The sequence below is a fragment of the Pantoea sp. BS_8 genome (assembly GCF_041954965.1).
Classification (GTDB): Bacteria; Pseudomonadota; Gammaproteobacteria; order Enterobacterales; family Enterobacteriaceae; genus Pantoea; species Pantoea stewartii.
This window is the reverse complement of record NZ_JAVAXU010000002.1, coordinates 577,299-591,299: the sequence shown is the minus strand read 5'-3', so window position 1 is coordinate 591,299 and position 14,001 is coordinate 577,299. Positions and strand designations below refer to the sequence as shown.

Genomic DNA, 14,001 nt, shown 5'->3' with positions numbered 1-14,001 from the left:
ATGTGATGGGATGGAAAAAAATGAATAAAATGCTGACCAAGTTGGGCCTGACCAGCCTGGCACTGTTACCGTCGCTGGCGATGGCGGCACCTGCCGTAGCGGACAAAGCCGACAACGCCTTTATGATGATTTGCACCGCACTGGTGCTGTTTATGTCAATTCCTGGGATTGCACTGTTTTACGGCGGCCTGATCCGCAGTAAAAACGTGCTGTCGATGCTCACACAGGTTGCGGTGACCTTCTCACTGGTGTGCGTACTGTGGGTGGTTTATGGCTACTCACTGGCCTTCAGCGAAGGCAATGCCTTCTTTGGCAGCTTCAACTGGGCCATGCTGAAAAACATTGCACTGACCGCCGTCATGGGCACCTTTTATCAATATATTCACGTCGCGTTCCAGGCATCCTTTGCCTGTATCACGGTCGGTCTGGTCGTCGGTGCGCTGGCGGAACGTATCCGTTTCTCCGCGGTGCTGATTTTTGTCGGTGTCTGGCTGACCCTGGCTTATCTTCCCATTGCGCATATGGTCTGGGCGGGCGGCTTACTGGCTCAGGATGGCGCACTGGACTTCGCGGGCGGCACGGTGGTGCACATTAACGCTGCGGTAGCCGGTCTGGTTGGTGCTTACCTGGTGGGCAAACGTGCCGGTTTTGGCAAAGAAGCATTCAAACCACACAACCTGCCGATGGTGTTCACCGGTACTGCGATTCTGTATGTTGGCTGGTTTGGTTTTAACGCCGGTTCAGCTTCCGCTGCGAATGAAATTGCTGCTCTGGCCTTCCTGAATACCGTGGTTGCGACGGCGGGTGCGGTGCTGGCCTGGACCTTTGGCGAGTGGGCGCTGCGTGGTAAACCGTCTTTGTTAGGTGCCTGTTCTGGCTTTATTGCTGGTCTGGTTGCCATCACGCCGGCTTGTGGTTATGTCGGTGTTGGCGGCGCGCTGATCATCGGTATCGTGGGTGGTCTGGCAGGTATCTGGGGCGTGACAACGCTGAAAAAATGGCTGCGCGTTGACGATCCCTGCGATGTGTTCGGTGTCCACGGTGTCTGTGGCATCATCGGTTGTATCCTGACCGGCGTGTTTGCTTCATCTTCACTTGGCGGCGTGGGTTATGCGCCTGGCGTGACCATGGGCCATCAGGTTGCGATTCAGTTGCTGAGCGTGGGCGTTACCATTGTCTGGTCTGCCGTCGTTGCCTTTATTGGCTTTAAACTGGCCGATATGATCGTCGGTCTGCGCGTACCGGAAGAGCAGGAGCGCGAAGGTCTGGACGTCAACAGCCATGGCGAGAACGCTTACAACCAGTAACTTGTCAGTCTGAATAAATAAAAAGGGGCGATGATTCGCCCCTTTTTGCTATTCGCTGCGCTGACGCATAACGCCTTCCTGCACGGTAGACGCGACCAGCTCACCCTGTTGATTGTAAAACTCCCCGCGAACAAAGCCGCGTGCACCCGATGCTGAGGTGCTTTCAACGCTGTAAAGCAGCCAGTCATTAAAGTTCAGTGGCCGATGGAACCACATAGAGTGATCAATGGTCGCCACCTGCATATCGGCTTCAAGAAAACCTTTACCATGCGGTTGTAAGGCCACAGGCAGAAAGTTGAGATCGGACGCATAGCCAAGGAGATACTGATGGATACGCACATCGTCGGGCAGGGTGCCATTGGCCCGAATCCACACCTGACGCTGCGGTTTATCGACATGGCCTCTTAACGGGTTGTGGATCTGTACCGGGCGGATTTCCAGCGGGCGTTCAGCGACAAATTTTTCGCGTAATTTTTCCGGCAGCATATGCGCCATTTTTTGCGCCATTTGCTGCTCGTTGGCCAGGTTTTCCGGTCCTTTAACCTGCGGCATCGGTTTTTGATGTTCAAACCCGCTTTCCGGAGACTGGAAGGATGCCGTCATATAAAAGATCGGCTGACCATTTTGGATGGCACTGACGCGGCGCGCGCTAAAACTTTTGCCGTCGCGCAGACTTTCAACATCGTAAATAATCGCCTTCTGGCTGTCGCCGGGGCGAAGAAAATAGCTGTGAAAGGAGTGAACGCCCCGATCCTCTGGAACGGTCTGTTTGGCCGCAAAGAGAGCCTGTCCAACGACCTGACCGCCAAATACCTGACGCAGGCCCAAATCTTCGCTCTGGCCGCGAAATAACCCCTCGTCGAGTTTTTCCAGATGAATAAGATTAAGCAGATTTTCGAGTGCCTGACTCATGGCGCTATCCTGAGAAAATGTATTTTGTTAAGTGTGAAAGATCCGACCAGTTTCCGTCAACCACACTTTTGGACTTTCATCCAACCAGGCAAACTTTTGATTTTGTGCCAACATTAAAGCTATACGGCGAGTGAAACGCTGTAATAAAGATTCACTGCTAAAAATCATTCTGATCAAAAGGAGACGACATCGATGAAATTCTGGCATGTGTTAAGTGGCGTCGCGATGGCAATGGCTCTCGCAGGTTGTGCCCATAAAGGAAAACCGGTACCGACACCGACATTGGGTTCTGCGGTCGCAGGACAAACGGCGACCATCGCTCAGCCTAATGTAAGCGGGGCGGTTTATATTAGTCAGCGTATCGCGTTACCGCCTGATGCAGCCCTGACAGTGACCCTGTCTGATGCATCGGTGGCAGATGCACCGTCCAAAGTGTTGGCACAGCGCGTGGTTCGCACCGACGGGAAACAGGCGCCGTTCCATTTCATACTGCCGTTTAACCCAGCGGATGTTCAGCCAAATGCACGCATTTTGTTGAGCGCAGCAATTACGGTTAATGGCAAGCTGGCCTTTGTCACGGAAGAAGTGAAACCGGTCGTGAATCAGGGCGGCACCAAAGCCGATCTGGTGTTAGTGCCCGTGCCTTCTGTACCGATGAAGACTCAGCCTGGCGCCGTCACCACTGTGCCACCGACATCGCCCACGCAGGTTACGCCGTCCGCCGCCGTGCCGGCACCGACAACGATGTAAGGCTCTGAGGCAGGGCGGCGCGCTGTGCCGCCCTGCAGTATTAAAACTGCCAGCGAAACTTAGCCAGATCGATCTGACCTGCCTCCGTAACTTCCACGCCTTCCGCTTCCAGCGCTTCACGCTGACGAAAAAAACGTTCGCCCTGGAGCGAAAGCGTACCGTGACGATTAATCACCCGATGCCAGGGAAGCGTACTGCCTTCCGGTAAGCGGCTCAGAACGCCGCCCACCTGGCGCGCCGCACGGGGCGAGCCTGCCAGTAATGCCACATCGCCATAGGTGGTAACCTTGCCGGGCGGAATGGCGGCCACAATTTGCCAGATACGTTGTTTAAAGCCGTCAGTGGTTGAGTCCATAGGCTTACCTGCCAGTAAAAGAACCATAATGCTAACATAAAGGGGGTAATTTACAGGGATCGTACAAGAAACCAACGGTCATCCGTGCCAGGCTTGCAATTGCCATAGGCTTCCCCGATAATGCCTCCGCTCTCGATATGAGGGCTTGTCAATGGGGGCCCTGTTGGTTCTCCCGCAATGCTAGCTTGTGAACTCGGTCAGGTCCGGAAGGAAGCAGCCGCAGCAGGTGACGCGTGTGCCGGGATGTAGCTGGCAGGGCCTCCACCATTTTGTCTCCACCCGATTCCTCTCTTATCACTCGCTTTTTTTGACACGCCTCTTTCTTCGCAGGCAGGCAAAGCTCGCCTGGGCCGATCCATTGCCGGCAGGCGAGTCGAACAGAAACGGGCGGGTTAAATCAGATTAAACGTAACGCAAAAATTAACTTAGCGTACAAATTTCCATACTGACACGGGGACTTTGTCATACAGTTTGTTCATCGTCAGTTCAGCCAGGCGGTGATCGGCTGCGGAGTAAAATACGGCTAATTCATCATCGGACAATTCATACTTATTTTTCTCAATCACTCTTTCGAGCGTGTCAATTGACCGACAACGTCTTAGTCGCATCAAATAATCAGTTTTAGTCAGGGTTTTGTTCATAAATAAACCGTTCTCACGTCAGTACTATAATGAATGGCTTGGCTGTTGAAGATAAGCGCACTCTTCTTGAAACAGATTAAATAAACGTTTTGCTGAACGTTGCCAGCGCTGCAGATCCTGAGTGTTAACGCTATAGTTGCTAAATAGCATAAAAGTATCATCAAGATATTCATCGATTTGGGTAATCAGCGCTTCGTCTTCTGCATGCTTAATTTTGTAATTCATGGTGAAAGAGGCGATATGCTCTATCAGATCGTTCAGCTGTAAATTACCATCGGCAGTAGGGTCATTTACCCAGCCATGATGGCTGTCGGTTAATGTTGCCATACTGGCGTCAAACAAACTCTCACACACGTATTTAAGCTGGGCAATATCATGCCGTTTCGGTGAGTATTCGTCCATCTTTTTCCCCTCCGTAGCTAGCAAAGTTACCGCAATGCGGCCAGGTTCGGTGAAGCGGCCAGGAAGTGGTGGTTGGGCTTATAATTAACGGACTGCATTAAGGATAGTGTAAAATCATTAGTTCTGCTCACCTCCATTACTAAATATTACAATTCATCTCCGGGTGAGGGGCGGTGATTCTCAATGGGCTCAAACACAAGCGCGGCAGGGCCGATATGAAAACTGACTTGTTCATTTTGCGTAATGGTTTCATTTAAATCCAGACAAGGATTAAATAAATTCCACTGGAAATCGTAAAGTAACTTAAATCTATTCGGTCCGGTCATCTGAACATCAATAACTTTTAAACTGTCTGGTACTAACTGAGCGTTTGCGGAATACCATTGCAAATCGCCAACCAGAGATTCTGTTATTTTGAGAATATTCCGTTCAATGATTGTAGCTAATTTTACGCAATCCGTTTCATTCTGCGCAACATCACATTCAATGCTTACTGACATAGCGTACTCATAATAAATGTCTTCAGACCCATCATTGATGTTCTTTTGTCGCTTTGCAAGTCCCCCTCTTCAGCAATATTGCGCTGTAATGCTCTCATTTAAGCAAGTGATTGATTCACTGCTGCTTCTTATTGGGCCTTATACGGGCAATTTGTGCCCTGGTTTATTTTTTGAAACACATTGCCGTGCCAGCGGGCGGACAACATCGGGTATGATGGTTGTTATGTTATAACATTTTTGGTGTAGTGATGAATCAAAGTGGACTGTTGATGTCACTCGGTGGACGGCTGTTGGTGGCATTGATGTTAATCGCCGTACTGGCGCTGGCGATGTGGTGGGGAATGCAGCCGTGATAACGTTCAGGCATTTGCAGGCAGGTTACCAGGGACGCGCGGTCACGCCCGTTGTGACAACAGAACTGGCGCAGGGCAGTATGACTGCCTTAATCGGTGCCAACGGCAGCGGTAAATCTACCCTGATAAAGACGATCGCCGGATTATTACCCCCGGTAAGTGGGCAGTGTGATGTGCGGATCTCGCGCCGTGAAGTGGGCTGGTTGCCGCAACGTAGCGAACTGGAAACGCGTTTCCCGCTTACCGTGTTTGAGCTGGTTTCTATTGGCTGCTGGCCGCGCTGTGGCTGGTTTGGCGGCATTAACCGGGCGCTGCGCAATGAGATAAACGCCGCGCTGGATGCGGTGCAGATGCGTGATTATGCGGATGCTCAGCCCGCGACATTGTCTGGCGGCCAGCTACAGCGTGTCCTGTTTGCCCGGCTCATGCTGCAACGTAGTCGCTTGTGGCTGCTGGATGAGCCTTTTAACGGCATTGACAGCAAAACGGTGGCGTTACTGATGTCAATTCTGCAGCAGCAGCAGCAGGCGGGCACGACGCTGCTGGTCGTGTTGCATGACCGTCCGTTAGTTGAACGTTATTTTACGGATGTGCTGTCAATGGATGAGGGATCGCATCAGCGCAGTGCGGTTGCTATGACGCCGTTACGGAGCATTGCCCCGTGACGCTTATTCAACCTTTTATTGAATTCAGCTTTATGCGCAGGGCGCTGGTGGCCTGTATTGCTCTGGCATTCAGTGCCACCCCGCTGGGCGTCTTTCTCTCCTTACGGCGTATGAGCCTGATCGGTGATGCGTTATCCCATGCCGTACTGCCCGGTGCCGCCATTGGCTATTTAATCTCAGGCTTATCCCTTGTTGCGATGGGCGTGGGTGGGCTGATAGCGGGGCTGGCGGTGGCGTTATTGTCCGGTGCGGTCAGCCGTTATACGCCACTAAAAGAAGATGCGAGTTTTGCCGGCTTCTATCTGGGTTCGCTGGCGCTGGGCGTGACGTTAGTGTCACTGCGTGGCTCCAGCGTGGATCTGCTTCACGTCCTGTTCGGTTCATTGCTGGCGGTGGACAACCCGGCCCTGATCGTGGTGGGCAGCATCGCCGCGTTTACCCTCTTGATGCTGGCGGTGATCTATCGCCCTCTGGTTATTGACGCTTTTGACGCGGATTTTCTGCGTGCGCAAGGTAAATGGAGCGCACCGCTGGTGCACGGTATTTTCCTGACGCTGGTGGTGCTTAACCTGGTGGCGGGTTTTCAGGTGCTGGGCACGCTGATGTCGGTCGGGCTGATGATGTTGCCTGCCGCCAGCGCGCGATTCTGGAGCCGTCATCTGGTACTGATGCTGGGCGCGGCCATGTTGATGGCTGTCCTGTCGGCATTTACGGGGTTAGTCCTTTCCTGGCACTTTTCACTGCCGGCCGGACCGGCGGTGGTGTTGAGTGCCGCAATGTTGTTTTTTCTCTCCATCTTAACAGGGCCGTGCGGTGGCATTCTGCGCCGCCATTAATCAGAGGTAGCGATGAAGATATTACCCATTAGTCTGGCAATCGGTGCATTAGTCGTCAGCCCCTTCACCATGGCGAAAACGATCGATGCAGTGGCGAGTTTTACCGTGCTGGCCGATATCGTCAAACAAATTGGCGGCGATCATGTTCATGTTAAAAGCCTGGTCGGGCCCAATGGCGATCCCCATACTTTCGAACCGACGCCGCAGGACAGCGAAGCGCTGGCAAAAGCCGATGTGGTGTTTGTCAGCGGACTCGGTCTGGAGGGCTGGATGAACCGTCTGGTGACGGCCTCAGGTTATAAAGGGGAGCCCGTAGTGGCCTCGACAGGGATTGAAACCCGCACGATGGAAGAGGATGGCAAAACCATTACCGATCCCCATGCGTGGAACAGCATGTATAACGGCACCATTTATGCCAAAAACGTGATGAATGCGTTAATCAAGGCCGATCCCCAGGACGCTGAAGATATCCGTCAGCGCGGCGAAAAGTATATTCAGCAACTGCAAAAGCTGGACGCCTGGGCCAAAACCTCTTTTGCCGCCATTCCGCAGCAAAAACGTAAGGTGCTGACCAGCCATGATGCTTTCGGTTACTTTGGCCAACGCTATGGCGTCACGTTCCTTGCGCCGGTTGGTTTCTCCACCGAAGCGGAAGCCAGCGCCAGCGATGTAGCCAGTTTGATCACCCAACTTAAGCAGGAGCATATCAAAACCTACTTTATGGAAAATCAGACCGATCCCCGTCTGGTGAAACAGATTGCCAGCGCGACAGGCGCGAAGCCGGGTGGTGAGCTTTATCCGGAAGCGCTGTCCACCGCGTCCGGCCCGGCGCCGACCTATGAAGCCGCGTTTAAACACAACGTTGACGTGATGCTCAAGAGCATGCGCTAAGCATAAAAAAAGCCGGAATGGCTCGAAAGAGACAGTCCGGCTAAGGTTCACGACACATCAACGTTTTTTCTTTCTTCCCTGCACGGCTTTAAAGCGCGGATTCGTTTTGCAGATGACATAGATACGGCCTTTACGCCGAACGACTTTGCAATCCCGATGGCGACGCTTTGCGCAACGGAGTGAGCTGAGTACCTGCATGTTGCCCTCGCTTATTTCCGACCCAGAAAACGCCCAAAACGCTGATTAAAGCGCGCGGTACTGCCTTCTTTGGCAAAGTCTTTCTGCTTACCGGTGTAAAACACATGAGAGGCCGAGGAGACATCAAGCGTCACATACGGCAGGGTTTCGCCTTCAAACTCAACGGTACGGTCGGTTTTGATTGTTGAACCGATTTTGAAAAAGACATCAGCCGAGGTGTCATGGAACACCACGGCACGATAGGAGGGATGAATATTCGCTTTCATACTTCTCACCAATGTAATGTTATAATATAACAATATTATGCGCCGTGGCCGATATGAATGCAACCCTGTAAAACCCAGGGGAAACAGCGTGGCGGCGATGGCGGGCAAACCGTGCAACGGATAGCACGCTGTCGCTGACTGAGAACAGGCGCAGGGCAGACCGTGCTTCAGGCAGACAGGAAAGAACAGATTTGCGCTGCCACAAAGACAAAGTGGCTTCAGACACGCTTGTCAGCCGCGTGACACGTCAGCGCAGTCTGACGAGAGGGTAAGAGGCCGGGCAGAGACAAGAGAAAGAAGCGGGTGTGAAATCAGCGTGAACCGGTTAAGACCGAAAAGAAGCAAAGTGACTCGTCAGGTCATCCGGGATCGCGCCGGACGTGACCAGCCTGAATGTAAAAGAGGGTGAGGAAGGCAGCGTTCACCCCGAGTGAACAGGAAGTTATCGCGATAATACAAGCCAGCGTCATCGTGGCAGCGGTTAATCCCTGCGGCTGTCAAAAAAGAGACGGCGTGAGGCATTAAAAAAGGCCGCTGATGCGGCCTTTAAGTTTACAGATTAATGCGAGTGGTCAGGATGATCGACGGGATGACCCTTTTCGATCTCGGCTTTGTTTTTACCAAAGCGACGACGCACCACCACAAAGAATACCGGTACGAAGAAGATGGCCAGCGCGGTCGCGGTCACCATCCCGCCCATGACGCCCGTACCGACCGCATTCTGTGCACCAGAGCCGGCACCGGTACTGATGGCCAGCGGCAGTACGCCCAGAATAAACGCCAGTGAGGTCATCAGGATAGGACGCAGACGCATACGGCAGGCTTCAAGCGTGGCTTCCACCAGCCCTTTGCCTTCTTTCTCCATCAGGTCCTTCGCAAATTCCACGATCAGGATGGCGTTCTTCGCCGAGAGGCCAATAGTGGTCAGTAACCCCACGACAAAGTAAACGTCATTGCTCAGTCCGCGCAAGGTTGTAAAGATCAATGCACCGACCACGCCCAGCGGAACCACCAGCATGACCGAGAACGGAATGGACCAGCTCTCATACAGGGCCGCGAGGCACAGGAACACGACGATCAGTGAAATGGCATACAAGGCAGGTGCCTGGTTACCCGACAGACGTTCCTGATAGGACATCCCGGTCCAGTCAAAGCCAATGCCCGACGGCAGTTTCGAAGCCAGTTCTTCCATCAGGTTCATGGCATCACCGGAGCTCTTGCCAGGGGCTGCCTGCCCCAGGATTTCCATAGACGGTAAACCGTTGTAACGTTCCAGACGCGGTGAACCATACTGCCAGCGTGCTGATGAGAAGGCAGAGAAGGGCACCATCTCGCCGTTGCTGTTTCGGACATACCACTTATTGATGTCGTCAGGCAGCATACGCGCATCAGCTTTACCCATCACGTAGACTTTCTTCACACGACCGCGGTCAATGAAGTCATTAACGTAAGAGCCGCCCCAGGATGCGCCCAGCGTGGTATTGATATCACTGAGTGAGACACCCAGTGCCTGGGCTTTCTCCTGATCGATATCCAGTTTGAACTGCGGCGTATCTTCCAGACCGTTGGGACGCACACCGACCAGCGTATCCGGATGTTGTGCGATCATGCCAAACAGCTGGTTACGCGCCTGCGTCAGCTTTTCATGTCCCAGGTTACCCTGATCGATAAGTTCAAAGTCAAAGCCGGTCGCGTTACCTAACTCGATAATGGCAGGCAGGTTAAACGCAAAGACCATACCGTCTTTAATTTGCGCCAGCGCTTGCATTGCACGTCCCTGGATCGCAGGCACTTTCATGTCGCTGCTGGTACGCTCATCCCACGGCTTGAGGCTGACGAAGGCAATACCGGTATTCTGTCCACGGCCCGCAAAGCCAAAGCCCGCAACGGTAAAGACAGATTTCACCGAGTCTTTTTCTTTCGTCAGGAAGTAATCAGAAACCTGATCCAGCACTTTCTGCGTGCGCTCCTGTGTGGCGCCGGCAGGGAGCTGAGCCTGAGCCAGTAACAGGCCCTGATCTTCTTCCGGCAGGAACGATGAAGGCAGACGCAGGAACAGAAACGCCATCCCCAGCACAATCAGCAGATAAAGCAGCAGATAGCGACCCGTACCGCGGACGATGTGACCTACGCTGTCAACATAGTGATGGGTACTCTTGTCGAACAGGCGGTTGAACCAGCCAAAGAAGCCTTTGGTGGCACCGTGATCGCCTTTTTTCACCGGCTTGAGCATAGTGGCGCAGAGTGCGGGCGTCAGAATCAACGCAACCAGTACTGACAGCGCCATGGCCGACACGATAGTGATGGAGAACTGACGATAAATCACGCCGGTCGATCCACCAAAGAAAGCCATGGGAATAAAGACCGCTGACAGCACCAGGGCAATACCGACCAGCGCGCCCTGAATCTGCTCCATTGAGCGCTTGGTCGCTTCTTTCGGTGGCAGTCCTTCCTCCACCATGACGCGCTCGACGTTCTCGACCACCACGATGGCGTCATCCACCAACAGGCCGATGGCCAGCACCATCCCGAACATCGTCAGGGTGTTTATCGAGTAACCAAAGGCGCCGATAATGGCGAAGGTCCCCAGCAACACAACCGGCACGGCAATAGTCGGAATCAGCGTGGCTCGGAAGTTTTGCAGGAACAGATACATCACCAGGAACACCAACAGAATCGCTTCCATCAGTGTTTTCACCACTTCGAAAATAGAAATTTTAACGAACGGTGTGGTGTCGTAAGGATAAACGACCTTCATTCCCGCCGGGAACGTTGGCTGCAGCTTAGCCAGCTCGGCTTTAACGGCTTCGGCGGTATTCAGGGCGTTAGCGCCGGTCGCCAGTTTGATACCGATACCGGACGCAGGCTTGCCGTTATAGCGCGCAATGATCTCGTAGTTTTCACCACCCAGTTCGATCTGTGCCACATCGCGCAGACGCACCTGAGAGCCATCGTTATTCACTTTCAGCAGAATGTTGCCGAACTCTTTGGTGGAGGTCAGACGCGTTTGCGCAATAATTGAGGCGTTCAGCTGCTGTCCCGGCACCGGCGGTGTCCCGCCTAACTGACCGGCAGCCACCTGGGCGTTCTGGGTTTTAAGCGCATTGATCACATCAACCGGCGTCAGCTGATAGTTATTTAACTTACTCGGATCCATCCAGATGCGCATCGCGTACTGCGCACCAAAGACCTGGGTATCACCCACACCAGGCGTACGGCTGATGGGATCTTTGATGTTAGAGGCAACATAGTCAGCAATATCGTTCTGCGTCATGCTGCCATCATCGCTGATGAAACCCGCTACCATCAGGAAGCTACTGGAGGATTTTTTAACCTGAATCCCCTGTTGTTGCACTTCCTGAGGCAGCAGTGGCATTGCCAGCTGCAGTTTGTTCTGCACCTGAACCTGCGCGATATCCGCATCAGTCCCTGACTGGAAGGAGATAGTCAGCGTCAGAGCACCCGAGGAATCACTGCTTGATGACATATACATCAGGCCATCAATGCCGTTCATGTTTTGTTCGATGACCTGCGTCACCGAGTCTTGCAACGTTTTCGCGTCAGCACCAGGGTAGTTGGCCTGAATCTCAATGGCCGGTGGCGCAACATTGGGATATTGCTCAATCGGTAATTTAATAATCGATAACGCGCCCGCCAGCATGACGATAATAGCCAGCACCCACGCAAAGATTGGGCGATCGATAAAGAACTTAGCCATGTATCAACGGCTCCTGTTAGGACGATGTTTTAGCAGACTGGGCCTGAGAGGGATCACCTTTTGCGGCTTTTGCATCGTCTGTGACTTCTTTAGGTGTAACTTGTGCACCCGGTTTTGCACGCTGCAGACCTGTAAAGATCACACGCTCGCCCGCTTTCAGACCTTCTGTTACCAGCCATTTATCGCCAATAGCCTGGGCTGCTTTGATCTTACGTGCTTCAACTTTGTTGTCCGCGCCGACCACCATGACAGAGGCGTCACCGGTTGGTGTGCGCGTTACCGCCTGCTGAGGAACGAGCAGGGCGTTTGGATTGGTGCCTTCATCCAGACGGGCACGTACAAACATCCCTGGCAGCAAGGCTTTATCAGGGTTAGGGAAGATCGCGCGCAGGGTGATCGAGCCGGTGGTTTGATCAACGGTCACATCCGAGAACTCCAGCGTACCCGGCTGAGCATAGTTTTTACCATTCTGCATCAGCAGGGTAACGTTGGCTTTGCCATCGTTCTGTTTCAGCTGACCGGACTCCAGTTCTGAACGCAGACGCAGGAAATCTTCACTCGACTGGGTAACATCGACATACATCGGATCCAACTGCTGCACCGTGGCCAGCGCTGTGGTTTGCCCGCTTTGTACCAGCGCACCTTCTGTAACGGATGACTTACCAATGCGGCCACTGATAGGCGAAGAGACTTTTGTGTACGCCAGGTTAATGCGTGCGGTTTCTACGTTAGCCTTCGCGGCCTGAACGGCCGCATTGTTTTGTGCCGCGGTGGCGACGGCATTATCGTAGTCCTGCTGACTGATATATTTGGTGCCAAGCAGCGGCTTATAACGATTGACCGTCAGTTGCGCTATACGTGCATTGGCCTCTGCTTTCGCTAAATCGGCTTTGGCGCTGTCATAGGACGCCTGATAGGTCGCGGGATCGATCTGATAGAGCGATTCACCGGCTTTAATCTCACTGCCTTCAATAAAGTTACGCTTCAGAATGATACCGGAAACCTGCGGACGCACTTCGGCAATACGGTAAGCCAGGGTACGGCCAGGCAGTTCGGTCGAAATTTTTAGGGGTTCACTTTTAACGGTGACAACACCGACTTCCGGCGGCTGTTGTTGGGCGGCCTGGTCGGATTTATTTCCGTCACATCCTGTTAACACAAAGCTGCCTGAGAGCATCAGGACGGCCGCCAGAGGCGTTAACCCTCTGAATTTGTTCATAAATAAACCTCTAGAGTCCGATATCAAATGATCAATGGATCACAAAGCCATGAACCCATTGCTGCGTATTATTTTAGCTCGTGCTATGGTACATACATTCACAAATGTATGTAAACTTACCTGTTTGTAAAAAAAGTCCCCTATGGCACGAAAAACCAAAGCGCAAGCTCTTGAAACCCGGCATCAAATTCTGGACGCCGCCCTTGCTCTGTTTTCGAAAGAGGGGGTTTCAGCCACCTCCCTGGCGGACATCGCTTCTGCAGCCAGCGTAACCCGTGGCGCTATCTACTGGCATTTCAAAAACAAAGCCGATTTGTTGAACGAAATATGGCTTCGCTGCGATGCCGGGCTTAATGAAGTGAAACTTGAGTATCAAACAAAATACCCCGGTGATCCACTCTCCATTTTACGGGCGATGCTGGTCTATATCTTTCAGGCGACTGCGCGCGATCCGCAGCGCCGTGCGTTGATGGAAATCATCTTTCATAAATGCGAATTTGTCGGGGAAATGGCTGCCGTAAAAAGTATCCAGCAAAGTCTGTTACTTGAGCGTTACAACGAAATAGAAGACGTACTGCGTCAGTGCATTGATGCCGGGCAACTTCCAGAAACGTTCCAGACCCGACAGGCGGCGTTAATCATGCGCAGCTATGTCAATGGCATGATGGAAAGCTGGCTTTTTACGCCTGGCAAATTTGATCTGGTTGCCGATGCGCCCGAACTGGTGGATGCCCTGATTGATATGTTGCGCTTAAGCCCGACGCTGGCAAAAAAGGCTTAGTCTTTGCGCTGTTCGTCGCGTTTCTTTTCGTAATCGCGCTGAACAATGGCCAGGGCGGACAACACCGTTTCCACCGACAGTTGGTGTTCTTCAAACAGCTGAATCAAATCTACCGCCAGTTTGACCTCTTCGGGGGCCGTTTCCAGGGACATCATTCCTCCTGCGACGTTGTATCATGGGCCTGATAAGCGTGCCATCCTGCGATGG

At 52.9% G+C, this 14,001-nt stretch carries 16 protein-coding genes and 1 other RNA gene; 7 read left to right on the top strand and 10 right to left on the bottom strand.

Annotation, left to right across the window (positions count from 1 at the left end; translation table 11 throughout):
- Positions 1-20 precede the first annotated feature (20 nt).
- Positions 21-1,307 (top strand): ammonium transporter AmtB, encoded by a 1,287-nt coding sequence (gene amtB / locus RAC65_RS08265; RefSeq protein ID WP_033738675.1) that lies wholly within the window; start codon positions 21-23, stop codon positions 1,305-1,307.
- A gap of 48 nt (positions 1,308-1,355) precedes the next feature.
- Here the strand turns inward: amtB and tesB are convergent, their stop codons facing one another.
- Positions 1,356-2,219: an acyl-CoA thioesterase II gene (tesB, locus tag RAC65_RS08260; protein WP_006117944.1), complete on the bottom strand. Its 864-nt coding sequence runs from the start codon at positions 2,217-2,219 to the stop codon at positions 1,356-1,358.
- Between the two features lie 192 nt (positions 2,220-2,411).
- Here tesB and RAC65_RS08255 point away from each other — a divergent pair, with 192 nt between their 5' ends.
- Positions 2,412-2,969 carry a YbaY family lipoprotein gene (locus RAC65_RS08255; protein ID WP_375096568.1) on the top strand — a complete coding sequence of 186 codons (558 nt, stop codon included), beginning with the start codon at positions 2,412-2,414 and terminating at the stop codon, positions 2,967-2,969.
- Between the two features lie 40 nt (positions 2,970-3,009).
- Here RAC65_RS08255 and RAC65_RS08250 read toward each other — a convergent pair whose 3' ends face one another.
- Positions 3,010-3,324 carry an MGMT family protein gene (locus RAC65_RS08250; RefSeq protein WP_033738677.1) on the bottom strand — a complete coding sequence of 105 codons (315 nt, stop codon included), beginning with the start codon at positions 3,322-3,324 and terminating at the stop codon, positions 3,010-3,012.
- Between the two features lie 161 nt (positions 3,325-3,485).
- On the opposite strand from RAC65_RS08250, the gene ffs reads away from it, so the two are divergent.
- Positions 3,486-3,582: signal recognition particle sRNA small type (gene ffs, locus RAC65_RS08245), an RNA gene on the top strand.
- Between the two features lie 167 nt (positions 3,583-3,749).
- On the opposite strand, the gene RAC65_RS08240 is transcribed toward ffs, so the two are convergent.
- From RAC65_RS08240 to RAC65_RS08230, 3 genes are all read right to left on the bottom strand, one after another.
- Positions 3,750-3,965 (bottom strand): HHA domain-containing protein, encoded by a 216-nt coding sequence (locus RAC65_RS08240; RefSeq protein ID WP_006117940.1) that lies wholly within the window; start codon positions 3,963-3,965, stop codon positions 3,750-3,752.
- Between the two features lie 24 nt (positions 3,966-3,989).
- Positions 3,990-4,367, bottom strand: coding sequence for an Hha toxicity modulator TomB (tomB, locus tag RAC65_RS08235; protein ID WP_039338473.1), 378 nt, complete (start codon positions 4,365-4,367; stop codon positions 3,990-3,992).
- Between the two features lie 146 nt (positions 4,368-4,513).
- Positions 4,514-4,867, bottom strand: a complete 354-nt coding sequence (locus RAC65_RS08230; RefSeq protein WP_033738682.1) for a hypothetical protein — start codon at positions 4,865-4,867, stop codon at positions 4,514-4,516.
- Positions 4,868-5,216: 349 nt separating this feature from the next.
- Here RAC65_RS08230 and RAC65_RS08225 point away from each other — a divergent pair, with 349 nt between their 5' ends.
- The 3 genes from RAC65_RS08225 to RAC65_RS08215 are packed head-to-tail and all read left to right on the top strand — an operon-like array spanning position 5,217 to position 7,612.
- Entirely contained in the window at positions 5,217-5,885 is a 669-nt protein-coding gene (locus RAC65_RS08225) for a metal ABC transporter ATP-binding protein (protein ID WP_033738793.1), read from the top strand.
- Positions 5,882-6,721, top strand: a complete 840-nt coding sequence (locus tag RAC65_RS08220; protein WP_006117933.1) for a metal ABC transporter permease — start codon at positions 5,882-5,884, stop codon at positions 6,719-6,721. The genes RAC65_RS08225 and RAC65_RS08220 overlap by 4 nt, the downstream gene beginning before the upstream one ends.
- A gap of 12 nt (positions 6,722-6,733) precedes the next feature.
- Entirely contained in the window at positions 6,734-7,612 is an 879-nt protein-coding gene (locus RAC65_RS08215) for a metal ABC transporter substrate-binding protein (RefSeq protein WP_033738684.1), read from the top strand.
- Between the two features lie 57 nt (positions 7,613-7,669).
- Here RAC65_RS08215 and ykgO read toward each other — a convergent pair whose 3' ends face one another.
- The 4 genes from ykgO to RAC65_RS08195 all read right to left on the bottom strand — a co-directional run bounded on the left by ykgO (position 7,670) and on the right by RAC65_RS08195 (position 13,013).
- Positions 7,670-7,810 carry a type B 50S ribosomal protein L36 gene (gene ykgO / locus RAC65_RS08210; protein WP_006117931.1) on the bottom strand — a complete coding sequence of 47 codons (141 nt, stop codon included), beginning with the start codon at positions 7,808-7,810 and terminating at the stop codon, positions 7,670-7,672.
- An 11-nt stretch (positions 7,811-7,821) separates the two neighbouring features.
- Positions 7,822-8,076 (bottom strand): type B 50S ribosomal protein L31, encoded by a 255-nt coding sequence (locus RAC65_RS08205; RefSeq protein ID WP_033738687.1) that lies wholly within the window; start codon positions 8,074-8,076, stop codon positions 7,822-7,824.
- Between the two features lie 559 nt (positions 8,077-8,635).
- Complete coding sequence (locus RAC65_RS08200; protein WP_033738689.1) at positions 8,636-11,794, bottom strand: multidrug efflux RND transporter permease subunit AcrB; 3,159 nt, start codon at positions 11,792-11,794, stop codon at positions 8,636-8,638.
- A 16-nt stretch (positions 11,795-11,810) separates the two neighbouring features.
- A complete protein-coding gene (locus RAC65_RS08195; protein WP_006117928.1) occupies positions 11,811-13,013 on the bottom strand; it encodes an efflux RND transporter periplasmic adaptor subunit in 1,203 nt (400 codons plus the stop codon).
- 142 nt (positions 13,014-13,155) lie between these two features.
- On the opposite strand from RAC65_RS08195, the gene acrR reads away from it, so the two are divergent.
- Positions 13,156-13,794, top strand: coding sequence for a multidrug efflux transporter transcriptional repressor AcrR (gene acrR, locus RAC65_RS08190; protein WP_039338471.1), 639 nt, complete (start codon positions 13,156-13,158; stop codon positions 13,792-13,794).
- On the opposite strand, the gene rsmS is transcribed toward acrR, so the two are convergent.
- Positions 13,791-13,946 carry a pleiotropic regulatory protein RsmS gene (rsmS, locus tag RAC65_RS08185; RefSeq protein WP_006117926.1) on the bottom strand — a complete coding sequence of 52 codons (156 nt, stop codon included), beginning with the start codon at positions 13,944-13,946 and terminating at the stop codon, positions 13,791-13,793. The genes acrR and rsmS overlap by 4 nt on opposite strands.
- Positions 13,947-14,001 lie beyond the last annotated feature (55 nt).

Excerpts from the sequence above, each read along its gene's own strand:
- amtB (WP_033738675.1), top strand. The coding sequence starts at position 21 with ATGAATAAAATGCTGACCAAGTTGGGCCTGACCAGCCTGGCACTGTTA.
- tesB (WP_006117944.1), bottom strand. The coding sequence starts at position 2,219 with ATGAGTCAGGCACTCGAAAATCTGCTTAATCTTATTCATCTGGAAAAA.
- RAC65_RS08255 (WP_375096568.1), top strand. The coding sequence starts at position 2,412 with ATGAAATTCTGGCATGTGTTAAGTGGCGTCGCGATGGCAATGGCTCTC.
- RAC65_RS08250 (WP_033738677.1), bottom strand. The coding sequence starts at position 3,324 with ATGGACTCAACCACTGACGGCTTTAAACAACGTATCTGGCAAATTGTG.
- RAC65_RS08240 (WP_006117940.1), bottom strand. The coding sequence starts at position 3,965 with ATGAACAAAACCCTGACTAAAACTGATTATTTGATGCGACTAAGACGT.
- tomB (WP_039338473.1), bottom strand. The coding sequence starts at position 4,367 with ATGGACGAATACTCACCGAAACGGCATGATATTGCCCAGCTTAAATAC.
- RAC65_RS08230 (WP_033738682.1), bottom strand. The coding sequence starts at position 4,867 with ATGTCAGTAAGCATTGAATGTGATGTTGCGCAGAATGAAACGGATTGC.
- RAC65_RS08215 (WP_033738684.1), top strand. The coding sequence starts at position 6,734 with ATGAAGATATTACCCATTAGTCTGGCAATCGGTGCATTAGTCGTCAGC.
- ykgO (WP_006117931.1), bottom strand. The coding sequence starts at position 7,810 with ATGCAGGTACTCAGCTCACTCCGTTGCGCAAAGCGTCGCCATCGGGAT.
- RAC65_RS08205 (WP_033738687.1), bottom strand. The coding sequence starts at position 8,076 with ATGAAAGCGAATATTCATCCCTCCTATCGTGCCGTGGTGTTCCATGAC.
- RAC65_RS08200 (WP_033738689.1), bottom strand. The coding sequence starts at position 11,794 with ATGGCTAAGTTCTTTATCGATCGCCCAATCTTTGCGTGGGTGCTGGCT.
- RAC65_RS08195 (WP_006117928.1), bottom strand. The coding sequence starts at position 13,013 with ATGAACAAATTCAGAGGGTTAACGCCTCTGGCGGCCGTCCTGATGCTC.
- acrR (WP_039338471.1), top strand. The coding sequence starts at position 13,156 with ATGGCACGAAAAACCAAAGCGCAAGCTCTTGAAACCCGGCATCAAATT.
- rsmS (WP_006117926.1), bottom strand. The coding sequence starts at position 13,946 with ATGTCCCTGGAAACGGCCCCCGAAGAGGTCAAACTGGCGGTAGATTTG.